We start from the raw sequence: 20,676 nt of genomic DNA, 5'->3' as shown, positions 1-20,676 counted from the left end.
GCTTTCACTCCAAATTTCGCGCAGCTGCGCCCTTCATGTTCACCGGACAACCACGCCCGATAGGAACACGATCTCGACATCGATGCCGGTCGGCATCTCGATAACTGGTTGATATTGCTCGGCTCGCTCGATGTAGTATTGCGACAGTGTCGAGGCCGCGCTCTCCACACCGCCGCCGATGCTAGAGATCGCAATCTCTTCGCTGGTCGGCGGCTCGCCGCCAGTGACCGAACTCAGGCCGCCCAACGAACTCGCGCTTCCAACCCGGCTGAAAGAGGAGCCCAGGCCCTGAAGAGTGCCGGCGATCAATGCGCGCTCCGCCAGATCACCTTCGCGTGATATCACCCGCCCTCGCACACCCGCTTTGCCGGCGTGCGCCACAAAGCCTTCGACTTCGCTCTCCGTCACCCGGCCGGATCCATCGTTCAATGGACAGGTCATGCGCTGAAGTCGCACATAGACCTTCTCGGAAGACAGCTCTCCGTAGGCAGCACCATTCACGACGCATCCCGTAAGATCTGTCTCGATATGTTCATCGCCTTCGACCACCGACACCGCAGCGCCTGTAATGCGAAACATCACAGGCTTAGGATCCGCGCCGAAACTTGTGCCAGTCGCTGCATCAACCCCTACCAGGACGCGTGCAGGTGCATATGAATTCGGGGGCACATATCGCTCAGCATCCCGGATCACAGCAGGTCGGATTTCGGATGAGGCGTCGTCACCCACAGCATCAAAGCTGACAGACTGGAGCGCGCGGGAGCGGGACGTTTGTGCCGAGTCCTGCAATGCCGGTGGGCCCTCCGCGGATGACGACGCCTCAACTACGCCCGCCGGGCGGAACGGATCGTCCGACCAGGCGCGAGAAGATTGGCCGGACGGGACCGATCCGTCCGGCCCGCGGGAAGTCGGGGTTGGTGGACCAGCCTCCCGCGTTTGGCTTTCGGCACGGGCCTGCGCGAGCTGGCCTGCCAGTTCTTCGAGCATCGCGCTCGCTTCGGTCATGATTTCTTCGTTGTCGGCCTCGGCACTCGCTAGCCGCTCACGCAACTGCGCGTTTTCTGTCTCGAGAGCCGCCGTGCGCTCATCCGCGTCGTTCGCCTGATTTTCCAACCTTGCGAGGCGCTGTTCGAATATCTCGGTCAGGTCACGCTCGGCCACGGGTTGTCTCGACAACTCCGTCATCGTTTGACGCGCATCAATTGGATCTTGTTGCTCGTACGCGCGGACCGGATCTTGATCTCGCGCGAATATGATCCAGTAGCCAATTGCACCGACCATCAGTGTCGCCGCAGCTACCGTTACGATCTGCCGGCGCCGAAGGGTTTGGCTGTTCGGGTCACTCATGATCGGCACCTCTGGGCTCAATCACGATCACCCGCGCCACACCACCTGGCGACACAATGTCCAATGCGGAGGCCACCGCGACGGTGTCGCTGGTGACGAAAACCGCATGATCGATGGTTATGGCCGCGTCAGACCGGTTCTCAACCGCGAAGACATGACCTTGGTACGCCCCCTCCCCCACGACGCCCAAGCTGGTCACGTAAACCCCGCGCGCAACTTCTTCAGGCCGATCGCGTCCATCCTGCGGATCGGCTTGAAATGCATACTGGGCGAACTCGACAATGGCCGCGTCGTGTGCGGAGGCACGCCCCCCGTCTGAAGGTCTGCCACCAGGGACAACATGTTGTCCCCGAATGAAGAGCTGCGCCGCCGGCATGTCGCGGATTGTCCAGAGAATCTGGTAGGTATGGCCGCGCGCAGTGGTCACGAATGTCGAGACGACCTGGTTGGCGAGGCCTTCGGTCACAACAATGTAGAGGTCGCCAGTCCGCTCATCGCGCTCAAAATCGACGCTGGGCGCCCCCGGCCGGCCAGCTTGGGCTGCGCGAACACTCGAGACCTGATCGTCCTCAAACGCCACACGGGTTACTTCGGACAATGACAGCGTCGCCGGAATTCTTTGCCCGGAACGCGCGGTCACTCTGACCGCACCCCAGTCTCCACCGTCGATGCGGGCCTGGATCTGCGCTGGCGGTCCACCGCCGGCATCGTCCGGTCCACTCAAAGGCACCTGGCCCAAACTCACGGATCCCATGAACAGGATCGTCCCGATAATGCCCAGGGTCATACCCACAAACATGGATCGAACATCAACCATGGGACCGCTCCCGCTGGCCCCTAGGGTTCCACTCCAAATCTATCAACGTGACGCCGCCGGCATGCCGGCGCCAAACCGCGCCGTATTCGATTGCATGAACCCTGGCTCGACCCTTAAGAATCGACCCGTAGCACTTCACGATCAGGCTCGATCCGGCCTGCGTGATCTCGATACCTTCAATCCGATATTCCCTGGCATCGGTCGGCTTGGCGCATGCCGAAAACAATGGCGAAATGTCTTCCCTGGACGAAAGCTCGTCCGCGATCGCCAATGCCAAGCAATCGATCGCCTCACCGCCATAAAGTGCCCGGCTAACGGTGATCGACCGCTCAACAGCGGCCGCCTGCTCAGCGGGTGAAAACGGGCTGGTTTCCAAAACAGTCACATTCATAGCAACCTCCTGGCCGGCTTATCGGGCGCGGCTGTTTGCTCGTTCGATTTCTGAAAAATCGGCCAATCGGACCGTGAGGCCCTCCACGATCCAGCGAACAGCGAAGGTTTTCGTCTCTTCGCCGACCTGTTCGGGGCCCACATATGTCCGAAGGATCCCGGTGATCTCCGAGTACCGGTCCTCGGGATCGACATAAATGGATACGGGATGAAAGACCGTGCTCGTGCGCGTGCGCACGCGCTCCTGCCGGGCCGCATCGAGTTCGCGTTCGATCTGCGCGTAGACCGACGCATGCACCATGCGAAGAATGTTCTCTCGGAAGTATTCTGTGTTGTTCGGGTGCCGGTTCAGCATCAGCGCGGCAACGTCGCGCGTCATCGCTTCCATGTATTCAGCGGATGGCGTTCCGCTGATCATACGAAGCTCCGAGCTCAGTGTGGGAACAAGGACAACCTCACCGCGCTTCGCCATCACACTTAACGCCAAGGCGATGACGGCCACAGTCAATGCCAAGCACAGACAGGCCAGCATAGCGGTTACACGGCTGATGGACCGAACCCGACCGGTGGCTTCACCAATATCCATGGTCAGCCCACCCATTCTCGCAGCGCCGCATCTGGAGACCGACGCAGGCCGACAAATCGGGGTGGCAGCAACCAGTACATTCGACCGAACAGTCGCTGCAACGACAGACCGGCCTTTGCCTTCTGGTAGCCTTGCCAAAAAAGAAGGGCGGCAATCAGCCCGATCAGCACGTGTCCCGACAACAAACCTGTACCGAGGCAGAGGACGACTATGACGAACTCTACCGGGGTAAAAATCAGTATGCGTTCAGGCTCATCAAGGCGCTGAGGGATCAGATTGCCGCTCATGGTCACCAACCTTCCAATGCTTCCGCTTAGTGCGGCCCTTCGGCGGCCCGGGGCGGGGAATAGCGCCGCCGTGGGTGATGCCCCGTGTCGGTCTCACGAGGCATCAAGGGGAGAGCTTGCGGAGCTGCTAGACCGTCGCGGTCAGCAGACCGGACACGATGCCCGGGCCCATCGACGCAGCGAGTGCAACCGCAACCGAACCGGCCAGCAGCTGCCAGCGAAACTGGATCGCGCTTGCAACGACGCCACCGACCAGGGCGACGACAGCGATCGTCGTACCGAGCGAGCCCTCCAGCCAGCCGGTCACGCTCGTGGCGGCGGTCGAGAAGGTGGTGTCGGTACCGGCCAGCGCCGCGGCACCGGCCACCACAACGGCGGCGCCCAGCGCGGGAACCAGAGATGCGGCTTTGGCACCCCGATTGAAGAAAGGAAGATTGATTTTCATTGTGACAGCCCCACATTGATTGAAGTAACGCCCGCCCCACCAGGACGTGCGGACTTCTAGACAACCGTCGAAACAAGAAAAGCGCAACCATAGCGCCGGGTCAGATATTGACCAGCATGGGGTGAATATTAAGGAGCTTAGGACAAAATTTGACTTTGCGTGACGTAGGGCGCCTTTTGTGCAATTCCTCGTCTGAAAAAGCCGGCCGCCTGCGCGGGCCAGTCCACCGGCGTCGGAAGATCGGTCAAATTTCGACCTGCAAAAAAAATTTTCGGACAAATGCGCGCAGCCGGCCCGGCGCTAGGCAAGACTCGTTATACTGGTGGGCTGGCGGCGAAGTTCGCGCGAGGCGCGAAGGAGTGGGTCAGGTTTTGACCTCATGCTACCGGCCGATATTACACATGGGTGCACCCGTAGTAGTTGGTTGAACTGTTCTCAGAGGCGTACAGGTTGTCGCGACCATGTGATTCAGATTGTTTCGCCGATTATTGAGGCATTGTGAAAACAAATAAAATACTGAGTCAAATGAATACCTTGATTTGCGACCTTTTGGACAAGGCGAAGGGTGTATCAGGTTTTGCCCCGGTGTGATGCAGATCACGCTGCGCCATGAATTGACGGGAACAATACAAGCGAGTGTCTATCGAGTGGGGCTTGCCAAGTCACAATCTCGTGTGGATCATGTCGGCGTTACCGACTGGAGGGGTTCATGCGTGAGGGCGAAATCAAGTCCGCTGGGATGGCGGACTCCGATCAGGATTCAGACAGATTTCGGGCCGGCGCAGTCGCGTTTCTCGATGCCTACGCCGGGTTACACAAGCTAAAGTCGAGCGAGCTTGCCGACCGATTAGGTATGCCGGTTCGTCGCCTCAACCGATTAAAGTCGGGCGATACCGCTCTCAATACCACCCAAGTTGCTGAATTCAGCAGCGTGATCGGCTTAGATCCGATCTTTATGGCACTCCCAAATGCGGGGTCATACTCGCACTGGCAACTCAGCGAAATTCTGCTTGACGCACCTATGCTCGCTCGCGCCGTCGAGCAGCTTTTGAAGCTTCCGCGCGAAACACGGCGGCAAATGGCAACGCAGATCTTTGCGAATTACGATGCACACCACACGATGCGATCGCCCAGCTTCAGCTCACCACATGAGCAATTCTGATGTTCGCACTGATTGCAGACCTGTCGGAAGATTTCGTTCTCGACTTCAGTGATGACGGTGGCCCCTCCTCCCCGATGCTGCGAACCTTCTACACGTCGGCCGCGCTTCAAAACACGAGGATCATGCTGAACAAGATCCAGAGCGCTGTTGACCTGGTTATCGCATCGTGGGCTCGCGGCGATAGGTGTGCTGCTTTCGACATTCACGAGCAATCCGGACAGGCGCTCGTACAACTCGTCAACGCGTCACGCTCTCTTTACGCCATTGCGGGCAACCTGGTCTATTCGGACCAGGTGTGGCGGAATGGCCCGTGGCCTTCGTCACAAACCACCCCTCACCTTCGTGTGCTTGAACGGGCCAATCAGCAAAAAGAGCACCGCATCTTCGTTGGTGGCACCGCGCAGGCATCGCTCAGCACGCTGCTGACAGCCGGGCCGGGTGAGATCCTGGTTTGTGCCGGCTATTATGATGTGGGTACCCGATCGGGCACCAACGTCCTCAGCTTCTCCGACGAGGATCTTGACGAGGAGCTGCTCATGCAGATCCACGAAGAGGCCGCGGATGCTCTCGCGCTGTGTCATCAGCGCCTTCAGGAGCTTGAACAGCTAAAAGATATTCCCTTGACGATCGGCGACTATCAGGCCCGCTGGGAGCGTGTCTGGGACGATATCTACGCACACCACCCTGTTCCCTACGGCGTTGAGCCGGGTGGCGCGTTCCGGATAGGCGTCTCCTCCAGCGCGGCCGCCGAGTAAAGAAAAGTTTTGGTCCTTCGGTTTCGCCCCATTGGGGGGCGAAGTAAGGAGGATCCAATGCCCAAATCGACCCTTGAGAATCCCGTCAAGCTCGTTCCGCTGGACCAGTTGGTCCTGGCGGACACCAATATTCGCACCCAGTATCCAAAAGGATCTGTTGAACGCCTCGCCGACACTATCGAGAAGAAGGGTGAGCTCATTCAACTGCCCCGCGGAACCCAGAAGTCGCCGAAGCGTGTGGCAATACACGCGGGCGGCCGCCGCCTTATGGCCCTGAAGCTCCTGAAGGAAACGGGGCGGCTGCCCGATCAGCTCGCGGCCGGCATCCCGGTCATCATGACGACCGACGACCGCGCCGCGCAGATCGAGGCGTCGGTGATGGAGAATATCGAGCGAGAAAACCTCACCCCGGTGCAGGAGTTCCGCGCTTTTCAAAGCCTGGTCAACGAAGGCTTCGATAAGGTGGAAATCGCCAATCGCTTCGGGATCTCCGAACGCCTCGTTCGCCAGCGTCTGGCCCTGGCCAATGTTCATCGCGATATCGTCACTGCGTTCGAGGAGAACAAGCTGGACCTGCTGGCTCTGCAGGCCTTCACGATCGAGCCGGACCAGGAACGCCAGTTGGACTGTTTCAATGCTCTGCCTGATTGGAACCGGAGTTCGGGTTACATCCGCAGCTACCTGACCCGTGATGAGGTTTCCGCCACGTCGGCCGTTGCGAAATTCGTCGGGCTTGAGGCGTACGAAAATGCGGGCGGCGCGGTGAAGCGTGATCTGTTCGACGAGAACAACGCCTCAATCTTGAATCCGTCGCTTCTGCAGGAGCTGGCGGAGGACAAACTGGCCGAGGCCGGCAATGAGGTCGCAGCGGAGGGCTGGAAGTGGGTCGAGCCGTATATCAGCTACGATCATCAGGCACTTGAAGGCTGCGCGCGGATCTATCCCGACGACCGCGTCTTGTCTGCCGAGGAGGACGCCCGGGCCGAAGCCTTGCAGGAAGAGCTGGATCGGATTGACGAGGCGATTGGCGAACTGGAGATCTCAGAGGAACTGGACCAACAACAATCGGAGGAGCTTGATCGTCTCGGCGACAAGCGCGATGAGGTCCAGGCACATCTGAACGAACTTCTTGAGCCTGTCTTTTCTGACGACCAGCGCGCTATCGCCGGTGCCATCTTGTATATCGACCGGAACGGCTTGCGCGTCGAACGTGGCTTCGTTCGGCCGGAGGATCGGGCTGAACATGCGGACGCCCCCTCCCCTGACGATCCGGCCGTTGCTGAGGACCTGGCCAAGCAGAAGTCGGAGGAGCTCGCTGGTTCCGTTACCGGAGATCTCAACATTGCAATGGAAGCCGGTTTGCAGCACGCGATCAGTTCCAATGCGGAAGTCGCGTTCCTGGTCTCGACGGCTTATCTGGTCGCCAAGGTGTTCCCGTCCCGCTGCAACACCGAGACCTTGTGCTATGCGACCAAGGCGCCGTTCACCCAGTCCTCATCGATCGCGGTAGGCAGCGCAGACAACCACGCGTGTGAATACGATACCTGGGATGCACGCCTCGCCGCCGAAGACGGCGACTTGATCGCGGCTTTGTCGCAATGGTCTCCGGCCGACGTGAGGGCTCTCCATGCGTTCTGCGCCGGGGCCTTGTATAGCAGGAATGCGGTTCGCCGGGTCGACAGTCCGGATAACGACCATACTGAGCTACGCACCTTGCTGAACTTTGATCCTACCAGTGTCATCACTGCGGATCATGCCATGCTCGGCCGTTTTACCAAGGTGCAGCTCGTTCGCGCTCTGGCTGAGATGGCGCCGGACGAGTCTCACTCCGTCTCCGCGGCAAAGCCTGAATTGGTGGCTGCCGCCGCGAAGAGGGCCGCTAAGCTGAATTGGCTCCCGGCGATGCTTCGGCAGGACGATGCGTTCGGCCGTCTCGTCCTCGATGACACCTCGGACCCGGCTGACCCGGCCGAGTCCGACTAGACGCCCTCTTTTGCTCTCTGAGGGCGTCCGTGCCCCCCGGCTCGCCTCCGGCCGGGGGGCATTTTGTGTTTTCATTGAAATCAGTCCAGGCTTTTCCTGTGAGCCTGATTTCCTCGCCGATCTTGGCAGAGTGCTTGTTAGCGCACAGTTAGCAACGTGTTACGTGTTAGCTAACGGTGCGCGTTGCGTGAGCGGATTGCGGACTGTGTGTAAGCTGCCAACTGTTCGCCAACGGCTCATTAAGTGTTAGCAGTCAGCACACAGTTATCGTTATATTTGCGGTTGGCGAACAATTTACGTCATATTAACCGTGCGCTATCATGCTATCAGAACGCTAACTGTCAGCGTGTCGTGTGCATAAAGCTAACAGCTTGCAAACATCGGAACGGAGCGCCCATGTCCCTCGTAATCGTCTTTGCGTCCTCAAAGGGTGGCGCAGGAAAAACGACCGCAGCAACCGTCCTGGCATCGGAACTCAGCCGGCGTGCGCCGGAGGGCATGACGGTCTCGCTGATCGATGCCGACCCGAACCAGCACAGCGCCGGCTGGGCCAAACGTGGCGATCGCCCGGCTAATCTCCGCCTGGTCGAGAACTCGAATGAAACCACCATCCTCGATGACATCGAGACCGAGAGCGAAACAAGCGGATATGTCCTGGTGGATCTGGAAGGCACCGCGTCCGCCACCGTCGCCAGTGCAATTATCCGCGCCGATTTCGTGATCACCCTGTGCCAAGGCTCGCAGGACGACGCGGATGAGGCCGCCAAGACCATCCGGCTGATCCGCAACCAGAGCCGGCTGATCAAGAACACAATTCCCTTCGCGGTTCTGTTCACCCGAACCAGTAATGCCATTGTGCCGCGGACATACCGGTACATTCGAGAACAATTCGCGGAAGCAGGCATTCCGATGTTCGATACCCAGCTGACCGACCGCGAGGCGTTCCGCGCGATGCGATCATTCGGCGGGTCTGTGCACACGCTCGATCCCGAGCAGGTGTCCGGTCTGGAGAAGGCCAAACGCAACGTCGAAGAACTCGGCAGTGAGATGCTGCGCCGCCTGCGCGACACGACCGCCCCCGCCAACAAGCAGCCGGAGGCAGCACATGACTAGATCACGCGCTCCCATCAATCTGGGCGACGACAATGACGAAGACGACATCGACATGGGGGCGCTGGCCAAAGCCTCTGCACCACGCGCCACGCCAGACCAGGCCTCGATCCGCCGCGTAGCTCAGGAGTCAGGTTTTACAAGCCGCGGTGACAAGCGCCAGCGCCGCAGGCGACGTCGCAGTCCCTACACCGTGACCTGCGGAATACGGGCCAGCGAAGACATGCGAGTGCTCTTCCAGGATCTAGCCGAACACCTCAATCTCAAAGACGCCGAGGCCTTCGAACTCGCCATTCTCGAGCTCGCCAAGGCGCACGGAACGGCGGAACATGTCGAACGGCATGCCGCCATCCTGGAACGGTATCTCTCCGCGGATTGAACGCCGGGCAAACCGATCTCCCAGCAATGACCCGTCAAAGGCTCCGGAGCACACGGCTCTGGAGCCTTTGTGTTTCACAGGGACCTGTGACGGGCCATCGCCCCGGAGAGCCTAGCGCGGCCGGGTTAGGTCCGGCCGTGTGCGCGTCAGCTGATTTCGCGCGACCCGGGTCGGAGACAGTCCAAAAAAACACCCGCATCCAGTTCGGCGATTTAAAGAAAAGGGGAGGGGACCCCCTTCGGATTATCCCGAAGGGAAGGGGCCTGACGGCCCAAAGGTCAGTTCGCTGACGCTCCTTCAGGATGCCTGCGGCCGGGAGGCGGTCGCATCCTCAACACCTTGGAGAGCATCATGGACACCAATCTCGTCATCATCACTGGCAATCTCTGCGAAGATGCCAAGATCATGCAACGCAATGATCGCAACGGCAGGTCCCAGGACTACGCCATGGTCCGCGTCGGCAACAATACCGGCGCCGGCGACTACAAGCGTACCGACTTCATGACCGTCGCCGTCTTCAATGATCACCTGGTCAAGTTGATGCGTGAACACGGCCGCAAGGGTACGAAGGTCTGCATGCAGTGCGAGCTCGCTCAACACCGTACCGGCAGTGGCCAGGAACAGCGGGACGAGCTGCGTCTTCGTATCGGCGCCCACAAAGGCGACATTCAGCTGCTGAACAGCCCGACGGCAGCGGCTGGCTCTAAGGCTCAGTCCGACCCGGAGCAGCAATACAACGATCCGGACGACGATATCCCACTCTGAGATGTAGTGTTTCCGAGCAGCGGACCGCAACCTAGCGGTCCGCCGAGCCATACCCCCCCATCATTCACATCCGTACTCTCACCAGGAGGCAAGCATGGCCTTTAATTTCGCACGCCTGAATGCCGAGCTGCGCGCTGACATGTCCCCGCAGCAGCTGGCCCGCCTTGAGGCTCTTGAAGCCCAGCAAGCTCACCGTGACGCCAACACTGTCTATGTCGACGGCGTTGAACGTTTCCACTATTCCAATGGCGCCTTCTCGTATGAGCGCATCCGCCGCGTCGGCTTCGTTGTCGAGCCGTCCCCGTTCGATCCGGCCGCTATGTGTCTGGTCTGTACGAACGGAATTACCGGTTACGAAAGCTGGGAAATCAGAGGCCTGCGCAGCGGGCTTGAGCAATTCCTTGATGCCGGCCGGACCGACTTCTACGTCTGCGGGGGGACAAATGGACGATATGCCTCGCTGACCGTGAAAATCCAGGACGTTCTTGGCCTTATCAAGGAGTGCCGCGATCTGCATTAGATCCGGTGCCGGCTCATTGGAGCCTGTTCACCGATGAGTAAGGAATCAGGCTCACCTTAAGGGTGAGCCGGCCGCCCCAACAGCCGGCACGTGACAGAACCACCCGAAAGGCCCGTTGCCACCAGCAACGGGCCTTCTCTCATTTAGCGCTTGAAGAAATCCGGCGCGATACGAGCAACCTCGCTCAGAAAACCGATCATGAAGCGGGACATGATGCCGTCTGCCAGCCAGGCGCGGGTTCTGGCATTGCCTTCGTCACCCGGATCGAGTGTCACAAACGGGTTCTCAGTCAGAAACCTCTCGCAGTGCGGCCGGATCCATGCGTCATCGACATCACGGTCCAGGTCTTCGAAGGCCGGCGCGAAAACGCGTTCCGCCGCGTCCAACGCGTCCTCCATCGTTCGGCCGAACCCATCGCCCAATGACTTCATCGACGTCAGTCCCGCCAGGTCGTTGACCGCAACAGCCATGACCTCGCGTGACACAGCGTCGTCTTTCAGCATTGCCGTGAGCAGAGCGCACGCCGCGCCGGCATAGCCGATCACGATCATGGACGAGGTGTGTACAGACACATCGTGCTTCTGCTCACGGGTATATCGCATGAGCACTGAAGTGTGCAGGAGCGATACCGACGAGATCGTCTCCAGCGCTCTGCTTGCATCATTGCGCTGGCCGTCCGGGTCCATTGTGGTCTGCGTTTGCTCGAACGTTCTAAGCCGCTCGACCGTCGCCATCAGCCGTTCCTGAACGCCAGGGGACTTCTTTTCGTATCGCCCGCCCAGTCGCGTTAGCACGTTAGCTAACTGAAGACCGTCGATCAGGTCGTCGGAGATCAGTTCCAGGCAAAGTGCGTCCATGGCCGTCTGCGCCGCCACAGCAATGGCATGTGTCTCTTCAATGCGCTGTTCCAGCCGGTCCAGTCGATCGCTCATGAACGCGGGTCTCCCGTCAAAACTGTCTCGATCATGCAACCTCAGCGGCTTTGCCGCTCAAGACAAGGGGAGGGGGGCTCGGCTTCGCCTACGCGCCGTGTCCTCGACCTGACGGTCTGCGGGCCGGGGCGCGCGAAGGACGCAGCGCCTGCGTGGCGAATAGTACAGTCGGGAAGACCAGCTCGAACATCGGTCGATCAGCTCAAACCCACCGGTCCCAAGCAGAAGCCGACCTGCACAATCGTCCATCAGACCCCTGGATAGGGCAGCACAGGCCAACCGTGGAGCATCAAGGGAAAGGAGGGGGGACATTCAGTGGAATGTCCGGAGGAAAGCGGGCTTCGCCCGAAAGACGGGTTCAGAGCCAGGCAGGACGTTCCAGCCATCAATCTTGAATGCAGGGAGCATCATCATGGATATGAACAATGTGAGCATCACCGGTCGTGTCGGCCAGGATCCCGTTATCGCCCAAACGCGCGGCGGTCACGACTACGCCCGCCTCTCGATCGCGTGCAATCTCGGCGCCGGCGAAAATCAGCAGACGCACTGGATCACTGCCTGGGTCTACAATCCCGGTCTCGTTAAAATCGTCCAGGAGCATGTCCAGAAGGGCCAACAGATCGGCCTGGACGGTCAACTGCAGGTCCAGAAGACCGAAGAGAACGGCGAGAAGCGCGAGAAGCTCCAATTCGTCCTCTCCGGCTATCGCAGCCAGATCTACCTGATGGCTCGTCCGCGCAATGCCTCGAGCGGCGCAGACGACCTCCCCGAGGGTGACGCCTAGCGTCCCCTTGCCAGGCGGTCGGGACCTTCCCCCAGCTCCCGGCCGCCACCTTCTTCCCTCCATCTCACTCGAACGCGGGGTTCCCACCTCGCGTTCTTTTTTTGCCAGGAGTTTCAAATGACCGGCACACTCATCTGGTCCGGCGAGACCCTCGATGCGCTCCGCGCCGAGGTCTCAGCCGTCAATGCCGCCAAGGAACACAAGCCATTCTGGGGCGAGGAGGTCGGGCCGGGCCTGATGCTCGTAGCCGACCAGGGCGTCTACCTGATGGGCTGGCAGGTGCGGCCTGACACGCCCGCCGGCCAGCGGGCACCTGTGGCCTTCGCCAATGGCTGTCATCCCGATGGCGATCCGGACTGGTACGACACCAAGGTTCGCATCATCGGCGGTGACGACACCGCCGAATTCCTGCCGATCGACGTCTTCAAAGATCTCGATGCCAGCGTGCGTGAGGTCCGCATCGATGTCACCAAGCGGTCATTCAATGTCCGCCTCGTCGGCCGGCGATCGCGGAGGGCGTCATGAACGCGTTTGATCACATTTCCAACGAGCTGATGGTCACCCGCATGCTCAACGACAATTTCCGCAAATACTTCGTCGGCGGCCGCATCATGGTGACCGCGTCGATCGCCGCCTGCCCGGACCTGCAGGCCAGCTTGCTGGCCATAGTCCGTGGTTATGAAAACTTCACGCCCGACACGGATGTCGATCGCGACCATTCGTTCGGGGCGTTCAAGTTCGCCGGCGACAGTTTCTATTGGAAAATCGACTATTACGATCCGACCATGGAATACGCCAGCGAGGATCCTTCCGATCAATCGATCACACGCCGAGTGCTCACCCTCATGTATGCGAGCGAATACTGATCACCCCGTGGCAGCACCCCTTAACCGGGTGTTGCCATTTGGCGCGCTATTACTATAATTGCGCCATATGGAGCCGACCATGCACATGCTGACCGAAATCGATACCGCCCGCCGGGATCACACCGGCGATCCGATCACGCCCGAAGAAGCCGCGGCCGGCTTCCGGGCTGTGTCGAACCTCTTCGTCCAATGGGGCCTGTCTGAAGCCCAGGCCGCCAACCTACTCGATATGTCCGCCACGACCTATCGCCGCTGGCGCAAGTCCGGCCCGGGCCAGATCTCGCGCGATCTTGGAATGCGACTGGGTACACTGCTCGGAATCCACAAGGCCCTGCGGATCCTCTTTCGTGAGCCCTCGCGCGGATACGACTGGATCAAGCAGCCGAACAAGGCGTTCGACGGCAAGTCCGCTCTCGACGTGATGATGAACGGTTATCTCACCGATCTCATGCGTGTGCGCAACTACCTGGATGCCGAGCGCGGCGGCTGGTGACAGACATCACCGCCGCCCCGGTCTCGCGTGTCCGCTGGTCGCGAGCCGTTCGCCTCATCCGAACCATTCATCCCCCGATCGATCTGTTCGAGGACATCGCCGACCCGGCCGATTGGCCGGGCGTCATCAGTCTGGAGCAGAAGACCAATCCACGCATCGCCCAGGCCATCGGCGCTCTGGACCTGGTACCGGTAGACCGCCGCGTGGGCGGCCCCGGCACCAGCTATCTCATGGCGCCCTTCACCCATGTGTCTCCGGACCGCGCGACCCGGTTTTCTCCGAAGGGTTTCGGCGTGCTCTATATCGCCCAGGCCTTCGAAACGGCCCTGGCCGAGACCATCCATCATTTTGAGAACTTCATGCGCCGGACGGATGAGCCGCCCAGCATCGAACAGTTCCGCGAGCTCACATTTACCATCGACACCCGGCTGCATGATATTCGCTCCGGAGACCCGGCGTGGGATCCACTCCTGCATCCCACGGACTACACTGCCAGCCAGGCAGCTGCCGACACGCTTCGCGCCAATGACGGCCAAGGGATCGTCTATCCCAGCGTGCGACATCCCGGCGGCGAATGCGCAGCCTTCTTCTACCCGGACCTGGTCAAGGTCCCGACACCGGCCGCCCATTTCGAATATCACTGGAACGGCGAGCGCGTTGACTGGGTACGCGACGGCAGGACCGTCTATCGGGTCGCCTGATATGGCCGGCCTATGCTGGATATGTCGGCTTGCGGTCCTGCGAGAAGACCTGTCCCAGCACCGCTTCAGGGACAAGCTCTTCATATTCGCCCCAGTCTACCGTCCAGTCATGCTGTGACAGCTGTGCCTGAACCGCAAACTCCATCCCCCGTTGATACTCGAACTCTTCCTCGCTGGCGCCATTGACCTTACAGAAATGGGCTCTCAGCTCGTCCATATAGTCGGCCGCCATATGGCCCTGTCCGATCAGAGCTGATGTCAGGCCCAGGTGTTTGATGCGGTCGCACCGCATACACACACCCTGAATGTCGTAGAGCTCAGCCACTGCCGGCGAGCGATCGGTGTGATAGTTCCACACCTCATCGGCTACCGCCTGCCGCTTCCCGGAAATGTCGGCGCCGCACACCTCACAGCGGTATTCACAATCCTCCAGGACAGCCTGGCGCAGCCGGTTCCACGCGGATCTCGGCAAATGACGCCGTAGGCTGACACCCCAGATCGGCGTCGGCACCATCTCAATGAATAGTATCTGATCCTGCATCGGTGCTCTCCCTGCAGGCATTATCCGCATCCGAGCGACAAAAACTGTCGCTGTCGCGACATCCAGCAGCCTATCTACCGCGCCGTCCAATGTGTGCACTCAACAAGGTGCTCGTTGCTGGTACTCGCTTCTGGGATCCGTTCTGGCGATGCTAGTGTATCCGACTCCTCACGCTCCAGAATTGCCCGCTCTCGCCGGCCGAGCTCCTCATCTGTCAAAACGCCTTCGTCGAACCTGTCGGCTTCCATCGCCCGCGCGCGCACTCGTACCGAACTCGCTGCATCGTTGATCAACCGAACCACCGCACAGGCGCGGATCTCGCCCGTCTCTGTATTCGTCTGGATGATCATGGCAGGCGTCATCACATCCGTTTCATATGTGCCGGCGTCACACCCACCAGCTGCTGTCATCGTACCCAGCGCCATCAGCCCCACCAGAGCGCGCCGTGCCTTCCTTGTTGTCATGCCTCATCCCCCTTTTGGTGCCGACCGACAATTCGAGCCTGCCCCACACCACTTTCGGCTGCAATCGTTTGCTTAGGGCCGAAAGAGTGCATCATGCCGGTCACTCAGAAATGTGCTGTTCCGGATCTGATGTCCTGGCCAGGTCGTCAGCTCTTCAAGCTGCGAAGTCGCGCGAACTGGTCGCGTATGACGGGCAGGGGAGAGGATAAAAACTTCGAACGGGTCCGGGTCAATCAACACAGCCGACAATGCTCGTACACCACCGATACCTGTGCCCGTGCGTCCTTTTGCGCTCACGATGGAAATCTATCGGGCGCGGCGGAGGGTCAACCCCTGCGGGGTTCGCCCTCGCTATGCTCGGTGACCAACCGCCTCTATCGCCCGCTCAACATGTTTCCATCGCGCAAATAGGTCGCGCGAACACAAACTCGATGGAGAGCATGACATGAACCGTTTCACCCTCACCGGCCATCTTGGCGAAGACGCCCAGATCCTCACCCGCACCACCCGAAACAATGCCGAACAGACATACGCCCGTCTCTCGCTTGCCGTGAACCGTCCGACCCCGAAAGACCAGGACAACAAGACCGACTGGTTCACCATCTGGGTCTACAACTCGAACCTGGTCGAACTGATGCAGAAGTTCGGCACCAAGGGTAAGAAACTCCTCGTGGAAGGGTCCATGGAGCGCCGCGTCATCGGCGAGGGCGACAATCGCCAGGAGATCACCACCTTCATCCTCGGCGGCTTCGGTGCTTCGATCGAGCTGATGGGAGGCGGTCAGTCGGGTAACGAGGCCTAACGGCCTCGCCCCTCGGGGCCCGGCGCGACCCCTGGCGCCGGGCTTCACTCCCGACGAACCGTTTTCACGAGAGCCTCGCTGGCGATCCCGCCACGCGAGGCTTTTCACTGGGCGCCCCGCCGGCCGACCGCCACGGCAGGACGAAAGGAAAGGGCAGGGGCCTTTTCTCCGGATAAACCGGAGGAAAAGATGCCCAACGCCCTCGCGCTCTGCGCTGCAGCCCACAGATTCAATGAAAATGCCGACTCTGGCTCGCTTTCGCGCAAATCAATTGCCAACATTATGGACGCCGAGCTCGGCTCTGCCTGGAACTGGCGCTCCGCCTACGATGCCATCGAGGCGGCCGGCGCGATGCAATTCGGCAACGTCGGCCCCGACGCTGCGCGTCTGGGGCCAAACGCCTTCTTCGACCTGGCCGGCCGGATCCAGACCTGGGCGCCAACACAAACCATCCGGACCCAGACCAGCCAGGCCCGCGAACTCTTCTCAACACCACCGATCGTCGCGGCCGCATCGGCATTGCTGCTCCAGATCTCGGCCGAGCACTCCGTGCTCGAGCCATCCGCCGGGATTGGCGGCCTGGCCGGGCCGCTCAGCGCCTTTTCCTCCAATCTCTGGCTGAACGAGCTGAACACAGAAGCCGCCCAACTCCTTCGCAAGCTGTTCCCGCATGCCACGATTTCCGCTCGCGATGCGAGCGTCATCGATGCGCTCACCGACCATGCCGACCAGCGGTTCGATCGCTGCGCGATGAACCCGCCGTTCAAACACGCCGAACCCCACTTGCGCGCCGCTTTTTCCTCCCTGCGACCCGGCGGTGCGCTCGTCGCGGTCCTTCCGGCCCGCTTCCGCGACCCCGCCCTTATCCAGCGGGTTGTCGGGCCGGAAGGCCGCATCGACCTACACTACGTGCTCAATGCGCGCCTGTTTGCCCATGCCGGCGTTTCAACAGAAACTGTCATCGCGAGGATACAGCGCGCCGTGAGCGTCGCTGACCGGATCAGCGACACCATCGACTCTGTTGCAGATCTTCGCGCCTGTGTCCTCGCTGCGCTCGACACAAGGCCACTAGCCTCCGTCGACGACAGTCGAACTCCCCAAGCTCGGACGATGCCTACTGTTGCAGCATCAGCCCAGCGGCCAGTGCCTGCAGCACCGCGCACCCGGTTCGGGTCGGGGCTTCGCCCGCCCCTGCCGGGTACGCCGGTCGCATTTGATGTTCAACAGCACCCGGACGTTCGTCCAGCCGGTCAATCGGAGATCTATGCAGCCTATCAACCGTCGCGTCTCACGATCGCGAACAGTCGGCCCCATTCATCGGAACTGGTGGAATCCGTGTCGATGGCATCGGTCCCCTTGCCGCCGCCAACTCACCATCCCGTTCTTCCAACCCGCCTGGTAACCAATGGCATCCTCTCAACGGCCCAGCTCGAAGCTGTCGTCTACGCCGGACAAGCGCACAATCGACACATTCCGGGCCGATACGCAGAGACGGAGGCCGGGCACGATTTCATCGCATCCCAAGACGGCTCACGCTACCGCTATGGCTTCTTCCTGGGCGATGCCACCGGCGTCGGCAAAGGCCGAACGATTGCCGGTATCATCATGGACAATTTGTGCCAGGGCCGCACCTGTCATCTGTGGGTCACCGAAAGCGCCGCTCTGATCGAAGACGCCCGGCGCGACTGGGTGGCCCTGGGTGGCCGCGCCTCAGACATTGTCGATCTCAAGGCCATCAGCGCCAACGTCGATATTTCCGGCCGCGACGGCATCTTCTTCGTGACCTACGCCACTCTGCGGCGGGCGCAAACTGCACAGACGCGCGCGCGGCTCGACCAGGTCCTAGAGCTACTCGGCCCCGACTTCGACGGTGTCATCACCTTCGACGAAGCTCATGCCATGGGTGCCGCGGTCGACGACGAAGGTGATATCGGAAAGATTTCCTCATCCCAGACCGGTCGCGTCGGCCTCGCCCTGCAGAACGCATTGCCGGATGCGCGCATCGTCTACGCCTCCGCAACGGGTGCCTCTCACGTCCGCAACATCGCCTATGCCACCCGTCTGGGATTGTGGGGCGGGCCCGACACCCCATTCACCTCCCGGGCAGACTGCCTCTCCAATCTCGCCTCGGGCGGGCCGGCCGCCCTCGAACTCCTCGTGCGGGAATTGAAGGGTAGGGGGCTATTCATGGCCCGCTCGCTATCGCTCGCCGGCATCGAATATGCCCCACAGCTTCATGCCTTCACCAGCGACGATGAAGCCTTGTGGAACACATGGTCTGACGTCTGGACGGTCATCCATACCAATCTGCAGTCTGCCCTGGAGACCACCGGGATCAGTCGAGACGGCAAGACTGTCGCGCGGACCGCGAAGGCGGCCGCGCTGTCCGCCTTTGAATCAACGAAGCTGCGCTTCTTCTCCCATCTGCTTCAAGCCATCCAGGCCCCATCGCTCATCGCCTCTATGGAGGACGATATCGCGCGCGGGGAGGCGCCCATTGTGCAGCTCACATCGACGAACCAGGCCGTCCTCGATCGCCGGTTACGCGCCTCAGAAGGCGCGAGTCCGGACGATCTGGACTTCACGCCGCGCGAGTACGTGATCGACTATCTCGAGCGCGCCTTCCCCACAGCACGCTTCGAGCCGATAACCGACGATACAGGCGAGGTCACCGGCGCCCGTCCCATGCGGGACACCGACGGCAATACTGTGCAATGCCCTCAAGCCGCGGCCGCCAAAGCGGCCTTGCTTGAACGGCTGCATCTCATGCCCGAATGCCTTGGTGTGCTCGATCAGCTTATGGCGCATTTCGGACCCGATCGCCTGTCTGAATGTACCGGCCGCACCCGCCGCCTTCTCTACGAGAACGGCCGGCGACACATCGATGTACGCGGTTCGAACGCCAATATGTTCGAAGCCTCCCGCTTCATGTCCGGAGCGACCGACACACTCGTTTTCTCCACGGCCGGCGGAACCGGCCGATCCTATCACGCCAGTCTCGACCACAAGAACCAGAGACGGCGTGTCCACTATCTCGCTGAAGCCGGATGGCGGGCCGACAAAGCCGTCCAAGGCCTTGGACGGTCCCACAGGACCCATCAAGCCAGCGCGCCGCGCTTCCGGGTCCTGTGTACCGACCTGGCTGGCCAGAAGCGGTTCGTGTCAACAATTTCCCAACGCCTCGAAACGCTCGGCGCCTTCACCAAGGCCGACCGCCGGTCGGCCGGTGAACAGCTCTTCTCACCGCTGGATAACCTGGAGGGCGAAATTGCCCAGCAAGCATACCACTCCTGGTGCTACATGCTCGCCGCCGGCAAAGCCGGCATCTCGCTCGACGACTTCCAGTCCCGCACCGGCCTGGCCGTCGTCTCCGATGACGGGCAGCTACTCGCCGATCGCTGCAAGATCACACGCTGGCTCAACCGGCTGCTGGCGCTGCCGGTAGCATTGCAGAATTCCATCTTCGAGGAATTTTTCTCTCTCCTGGAAGCGGCCTATGATGCCGCAGCCGAACACGGCGATCTGGATCGCGAAATCCACACGCTGAAGGCCGACAAGATCGTGCTCAAGGAGCGGCACGAATTGCCCGCCGATGAAGAAGGGTTCCTGCCTGCGTTCGTCTCGGTCTACGAGGCGACAACTTTTGCCAACACGACAGCCTATGATGCGCTGAATGTGCGGGACGACGAAATTGCCGGTCGGTATGTCCACACGGCCACCGGCAAGCCCGTTCTGGCGACCCGCCCGCGTCTGGCAGCAAGCGTTGACGGCTCACCGTATACCTTGGTCACCTGCATCACTCCGACCAGCACCTATCATCGTAGCCTGGCCGTCCTGGATCGTCCCGGGCAGTATCGACCGTGTGACGACGCCGAAAAGTTCAAAGCGCTATGGAAGGCCGCAGAGGCAGAGCCTGAAGCGCCGAGTGTCCAGCTCGTCTACGTGCTCCATGGAGCCTGTCTGCACCTGTGGCGATCCCTCTCCTCGTCAGGCGTCAAAGTGCGCCGAATTCAGCAGCAGGATGGCGCCACGATTATCGGAAGACTGCTCCAGCCGGCCCAGGCACATCAACTGGTCGAGATCCGAACGAAGGCGTCGGTGGATGTGATCGTGTCGGCCATTGCCGCGGCGGGACTGATTGGCATCCAGGTCTCCGATGGGACGTACATGACACGAACCCTGCACATGAACCGTCCGCATCTTCAGATCCACAGGTTCGATCGCGCGTCCGCGAAACTCTATACCGATCTTGGCGGGGACGTGGTGATCCACAACTATTCGCCGAAACTCCTGGTCCCGTGGTCAGAAGCAGCAAAGTTCATTGCCGGGCTTCAGGACGCCTGTCCGGGTCTGAGCTTCCAGGTCTGATACCCTCGGAGGGTTTCATTGAATCGCCTGTCGTCGGCGTTGCGCTTTATCCGTCACCTTGTCCGCCGGCGCGTATCCCAAAGCGCGAAGAATGGAAATTGGCGGGGCGCGGGGGCCGGTCAACCCCGTTCGGGGTTCCCCTCGCTTCGCTCGGTGACCAACCCCCTCAATCGCCCCAC

At 60.8% G+C, this 20,676-nt stretch carries 23 protein-coding genes; 14 read left to right on the top strand and 9 right to left on the bottom strand.

Going from position 1 to position 20,676, the window contains the following annotated elements:
• Positions 1–39 precede the first annotated feature (39 nt).
• The 6 genes from PKE71_RS15360 to PKE71_RS15335 all read right to left on the bottom strand — a co-directional run bounded on the left by PKE71_RS15360 (position 40) and on the right by PKE71_RS15335 (position 3,872).
• Positions 40–1,347, bottom strand: coding sequence for a TrbI/VirB10 family protein (locus tag PKE71_RS15360; RefSeq protein ID WP_271187881.1), 1,308 nt, complete (start codon positions 1,345–1,347; stop codon positions 40–42).
• A complete protein-coding gene (locus tag PKE71_RS15355; protein ID WP_271187880.1) occupies positions 1,340–2,164 on the bottom strand; it encodes a TraK domain-containing protein in 825 nt (274 codons plus the stop codon). Before PKE71_RS15355 ends, PKE71_RS15360 begins: the two co-directional genes overlap by 8 nt.
• A complete protein-coding gene (locus tag PKE71_RS15350; protein WP_271187879.1) occupies positions 2,157–2,555 on the bottom strand; it encodes a hypothetical protein in 399 nt (132 codons plus the stop codon). Before PKE71_RS15350 ends, PKE71_RS15355 begins: the two co-directional genes overlap by 8 nt.
• 18 nt (positions 2,556–2,573) lie before the next feature.
• Complete coding sequence (locus PKE71_RS15345) at positions 2,574–3,140, bottom strand: TraE/TraK family type IV conjugative transfer system protein (protein WP_271187878.1); 567 nt, start codon at positions 3,138–3,140, stop codon at positions 2,574–2,576.
• Between the two features lie 2 nt (positions 3,141–3,142).
• Positions 3,143–3,427, bottom strand: coding sequence for a type IV conjugative transfer system protein TraL (traL, locus tag PKE71_RS15340; RefSeq protein ID WP_271187877.1), 285 nt, complete (start codon positions 3,425–3,427; stop codon positions 3,143–3,145).
• A gap of 127 nt (positions 3,428–3,554) precedes the next feature.
• A complete protein-coding gene (locus tag PKE71_RS15335) occupies positions 3,555–3,872 on the bottom strand; it encodes a hypothetical protein (protein ID WP_271187876.1) in 318 nt (105 codons plus the stop codon).
• Between the two features lie 709 nt (positions 3,873–4,581).
• Between PKE71_RS15335 and PKE71_RS15330 the strand changes: the two genes are divergently transcribed.
• From PKE71_RS15330 to PKE71_RS15300, 7 genes are all read left to right on the top strand, one after another.
• Positions 4,582–5,034: a hypothetical protein gene (locus tag PKE71_RS15330; protein ID WP_271187875.1), complete on the top strand. Its 453-nt coding sequence runs from the start codon at positions 4,582–4,584 to the stop codon at positions 5,032–5,034.
• On the top strand, positions 5,034–5,789 hold the full coding sequence (locus PKE71_RS15325; RefSeq protein ID WP_271187874.1) for a hypothetical protein: 756 nt from the start codon (positions 5,034–5,036) through the stop codon (positions 5,787–5,789). The genes PKE71_RS15330 and PKE71_RS15325 overlap by 1 nt, the downstream gene beginning before the upstream one ends.
• A 57-nt stretch (positions 5,790–5,846) precedes the next feature.
• Positions 5,847–7,772: a ParB/RepB/Spo0J family partition protein gene (locus tag PKE71_RS15320; RefSeq protein ID WP_271187873.1), complete on the top strand. Its 1,926-nt coding sequence runs from the start codon at positions 5,847–5,849 to the stop codon at positions 7,770–7,772.
• Between the two features lie 396 nt (positions 7,773–8,168).
• Positions 8,169–8,885, top strand: a complete 717-nt coding sequence (locus tag PKE71_RS15315) for a ParA family protein (protein WP_271187872.1) — start codon at positions 8,169–8,171, stop codon at positions 8,883–8,885.
• Positions 8,878–9,261, top strand: a complete 384-nt coding sequence (locus PKE71_RS15310) for a hypothetical protein (RefSeq protein WP_271187871.1) — start codon at positions 8,878–8,880, stop codon at positions 9,259–9,261. The genes PKE71_RS15315 and PKE71_RS15310 overlap by 8 nt, the downstream gene beginning before the upstream one ends.
• Before the next feature lie 351 nt (positions 9,262–9,612).
• On the top strand, positions 9,613–10,026 hold the full coding sequence (locus PKE71_RS15305; protein ID WP_271187870.1) for a single-stranded DNA-binding protein: 414 nt from the start codon (positions 9,613–9,615) through the stop codon (positions 10,024–10,026).
• 94 nt (positions 10,027–10,120) lie between these two features.
• On the top strand, positions 10,121–10,546 hold the full coding sequence (locus tag PKE71_RS15300; RefSeq protein WP_271187869.1) for a hypothetical protein: 426 nt from the start codon (positions 10,121–10,123) through the stop codon (positions 10,544–10,546).
• A 143-nt stretch (positions 10,547–10,689) separates the two neighbouring features.
• On the opposite strand, the gene PKE71_RS15295 is transcribed toward PKE71_RS15300, so the two are convergent.
• The gene (locus tag PKE71_RS15295; RefSeq protein ID WP_271187868.1) at positions 10,690–11,478 is read right to left on the bottom strand and encodes a hypothetical protein; all 789 of its coding nucleotides are present in this window, start codon (positions 11,476–11,478) and stop codon (positions 10,690–10,692) included.
• A gap of 412 nt (positions 11,479–11,890) precedes the next feature.
• Between PKE71_RS15295 and PKE71_RS15290 the strand changes: the two genes are divergently transcribed.
• From PKE71_RS15290 to PKE71_RS15270, 5 genes are all read left to right on the top strand, one after another.
• The gene (locus PKE71_RS15290; RefSeq protein WP_271187867.1) at positions 11,891–12,262 is read left to right on the top strand and encodes a single-stranded DNA-binding protein; all 372 of its coding nucleotides are present in this window, start codon (positions 11,891–11,893) and stop codon (positions 12,260–12,262) included.
• Positions 12,263–12,379: 117 nt separating this feature from the next.
• Positions 12,380–12,787, top strand: coding sequence for a DUF3085 domain-containing protein (locus PKE71_RS15285; RefSeq protein WP_271187866.1), 408 nt, complete (start codon positions 12,380–12,382; stop codon positions 12,785–12,787).
• The gene (locus tag PKE71_RS15280) at positions 12,784–13,128 is read left to right on the top strand and encodes a DUF3768 domain-containing protein (RefSeq protein WP_271187865.1); all 345 of its coding nucleotides are present in this window, start codon (positions 12,784–12,786) and stop codon (positions 13,126–13,128) included. Before PKE71_RS15285 ends, PKE71_RS15280 begins: the two co-directional genes overlap by 4 nt.
• A gap of 79 nt (positions 13,129–13,207) precedes the next feature.
• Positions 13,208–13,621, top strand: a complete 414-nt coding sequence (locus PKE71_RS15275) for an MbcA/ParS/Xre antitoxin family protein (protein ID WP_271187864.1) — start codon at positions 13,208–13,210, stop codon at positions 13,619–13,621.
• The gene (locus PKE71_RS15270; protein ID WP_271187863.1) at positions 13,618–14,322 is read left to right on the top strand and encodes an RES family NAD+ phosphorylase; all 705 of its coding nucleotides are present in this window, start codon (positions 13,618–13,620) and stop codon (positions 14,320–14,322) included. The genes PKE71_RS15275 and PKE71_RS15270 overlap by 4 nt, the downstream gene beginning before the upstream one ends.
• A gap of 10 nt (positions 14,323–14,332) precedes the next feature.
• On the opposite strand, the gene PKE71_RS15265 is transcribed toward PKE71_RS15270, so the two are convergent.
• Both PKE71_RS15265 and PKE71_RS15260 read right to left on the bottom strand, forming a co-directional pair.
• On the bottom strand, positions 14,333–14,863 hold the full coding sequence (locus PKE71_RS15265) for a hypothetical protein (RefSeq protein WP_271187862.1): 531 nt from the start codon (positions 14,861–14,863) through the stop codon (positions 14,333–14,335).
• A 74-nt stretch (positions 14,864–14,937) separates the two neighbouring features.
• Positions 14,938–15,327 (bottom strand): hypothetical protein, encoded by a 390-nt coding sequence (locus PKE71_RS15260; RefSeq protein ID WP_271187861.1) that lies wholly within the window; start codon positions 15,325–15,327, stop codon positions 14,938–14,940.
• A gap of 445 nt (positions 15,328–15,772) precedes the next feature.
• Here PKE71_RS15260 and PKE71_RS15255 point away from each other — a divergent pair, with 445 nt between their 5' ends.
• Both PKE71_RS15255 and PKE71_RS15250 read left to right on the top strand, forming a co-directional pair.
• Complete coding sequence (locus tag PKE71_RS15255) at positions 15,773–16,129, top strand: single-stranded DNA-binding protein (protein WP_271187860.1); 357 nt, start codon at positions 15,773–15,775, stop codon at positions 16,127–16,129.
• A 189-nt stretch (positions 16,130–16,318) separates the two neighbouring features.
• Positions 16,319–20,497: a strawberry notch-like NTP hydrolase domain-containing protein gene (locus tag PKE71_RS15250; RefSeq protein WP_271187859.1), complete on the top strand. Its 4,179-nt coding sequence runs from the start codon at positions 16,319–16,321 to the stop codon at positions 20,495–20,497.
• Positions 20,498–20,676 lie beyond the last annotated feature (179 nt).

Source organism: Maricaulis virginensis (genome assembly GCF_027922185.1).
Lineage (GTDB): Bacteria > Pseudomonadota > Alphaproteobacteria > Caulobacterales > Maricaulaceae > Maricaulis > Maricaulis virginensis.
This window is presented reverse-complemented; position numbering and strand designations above follow the sequence as displayed.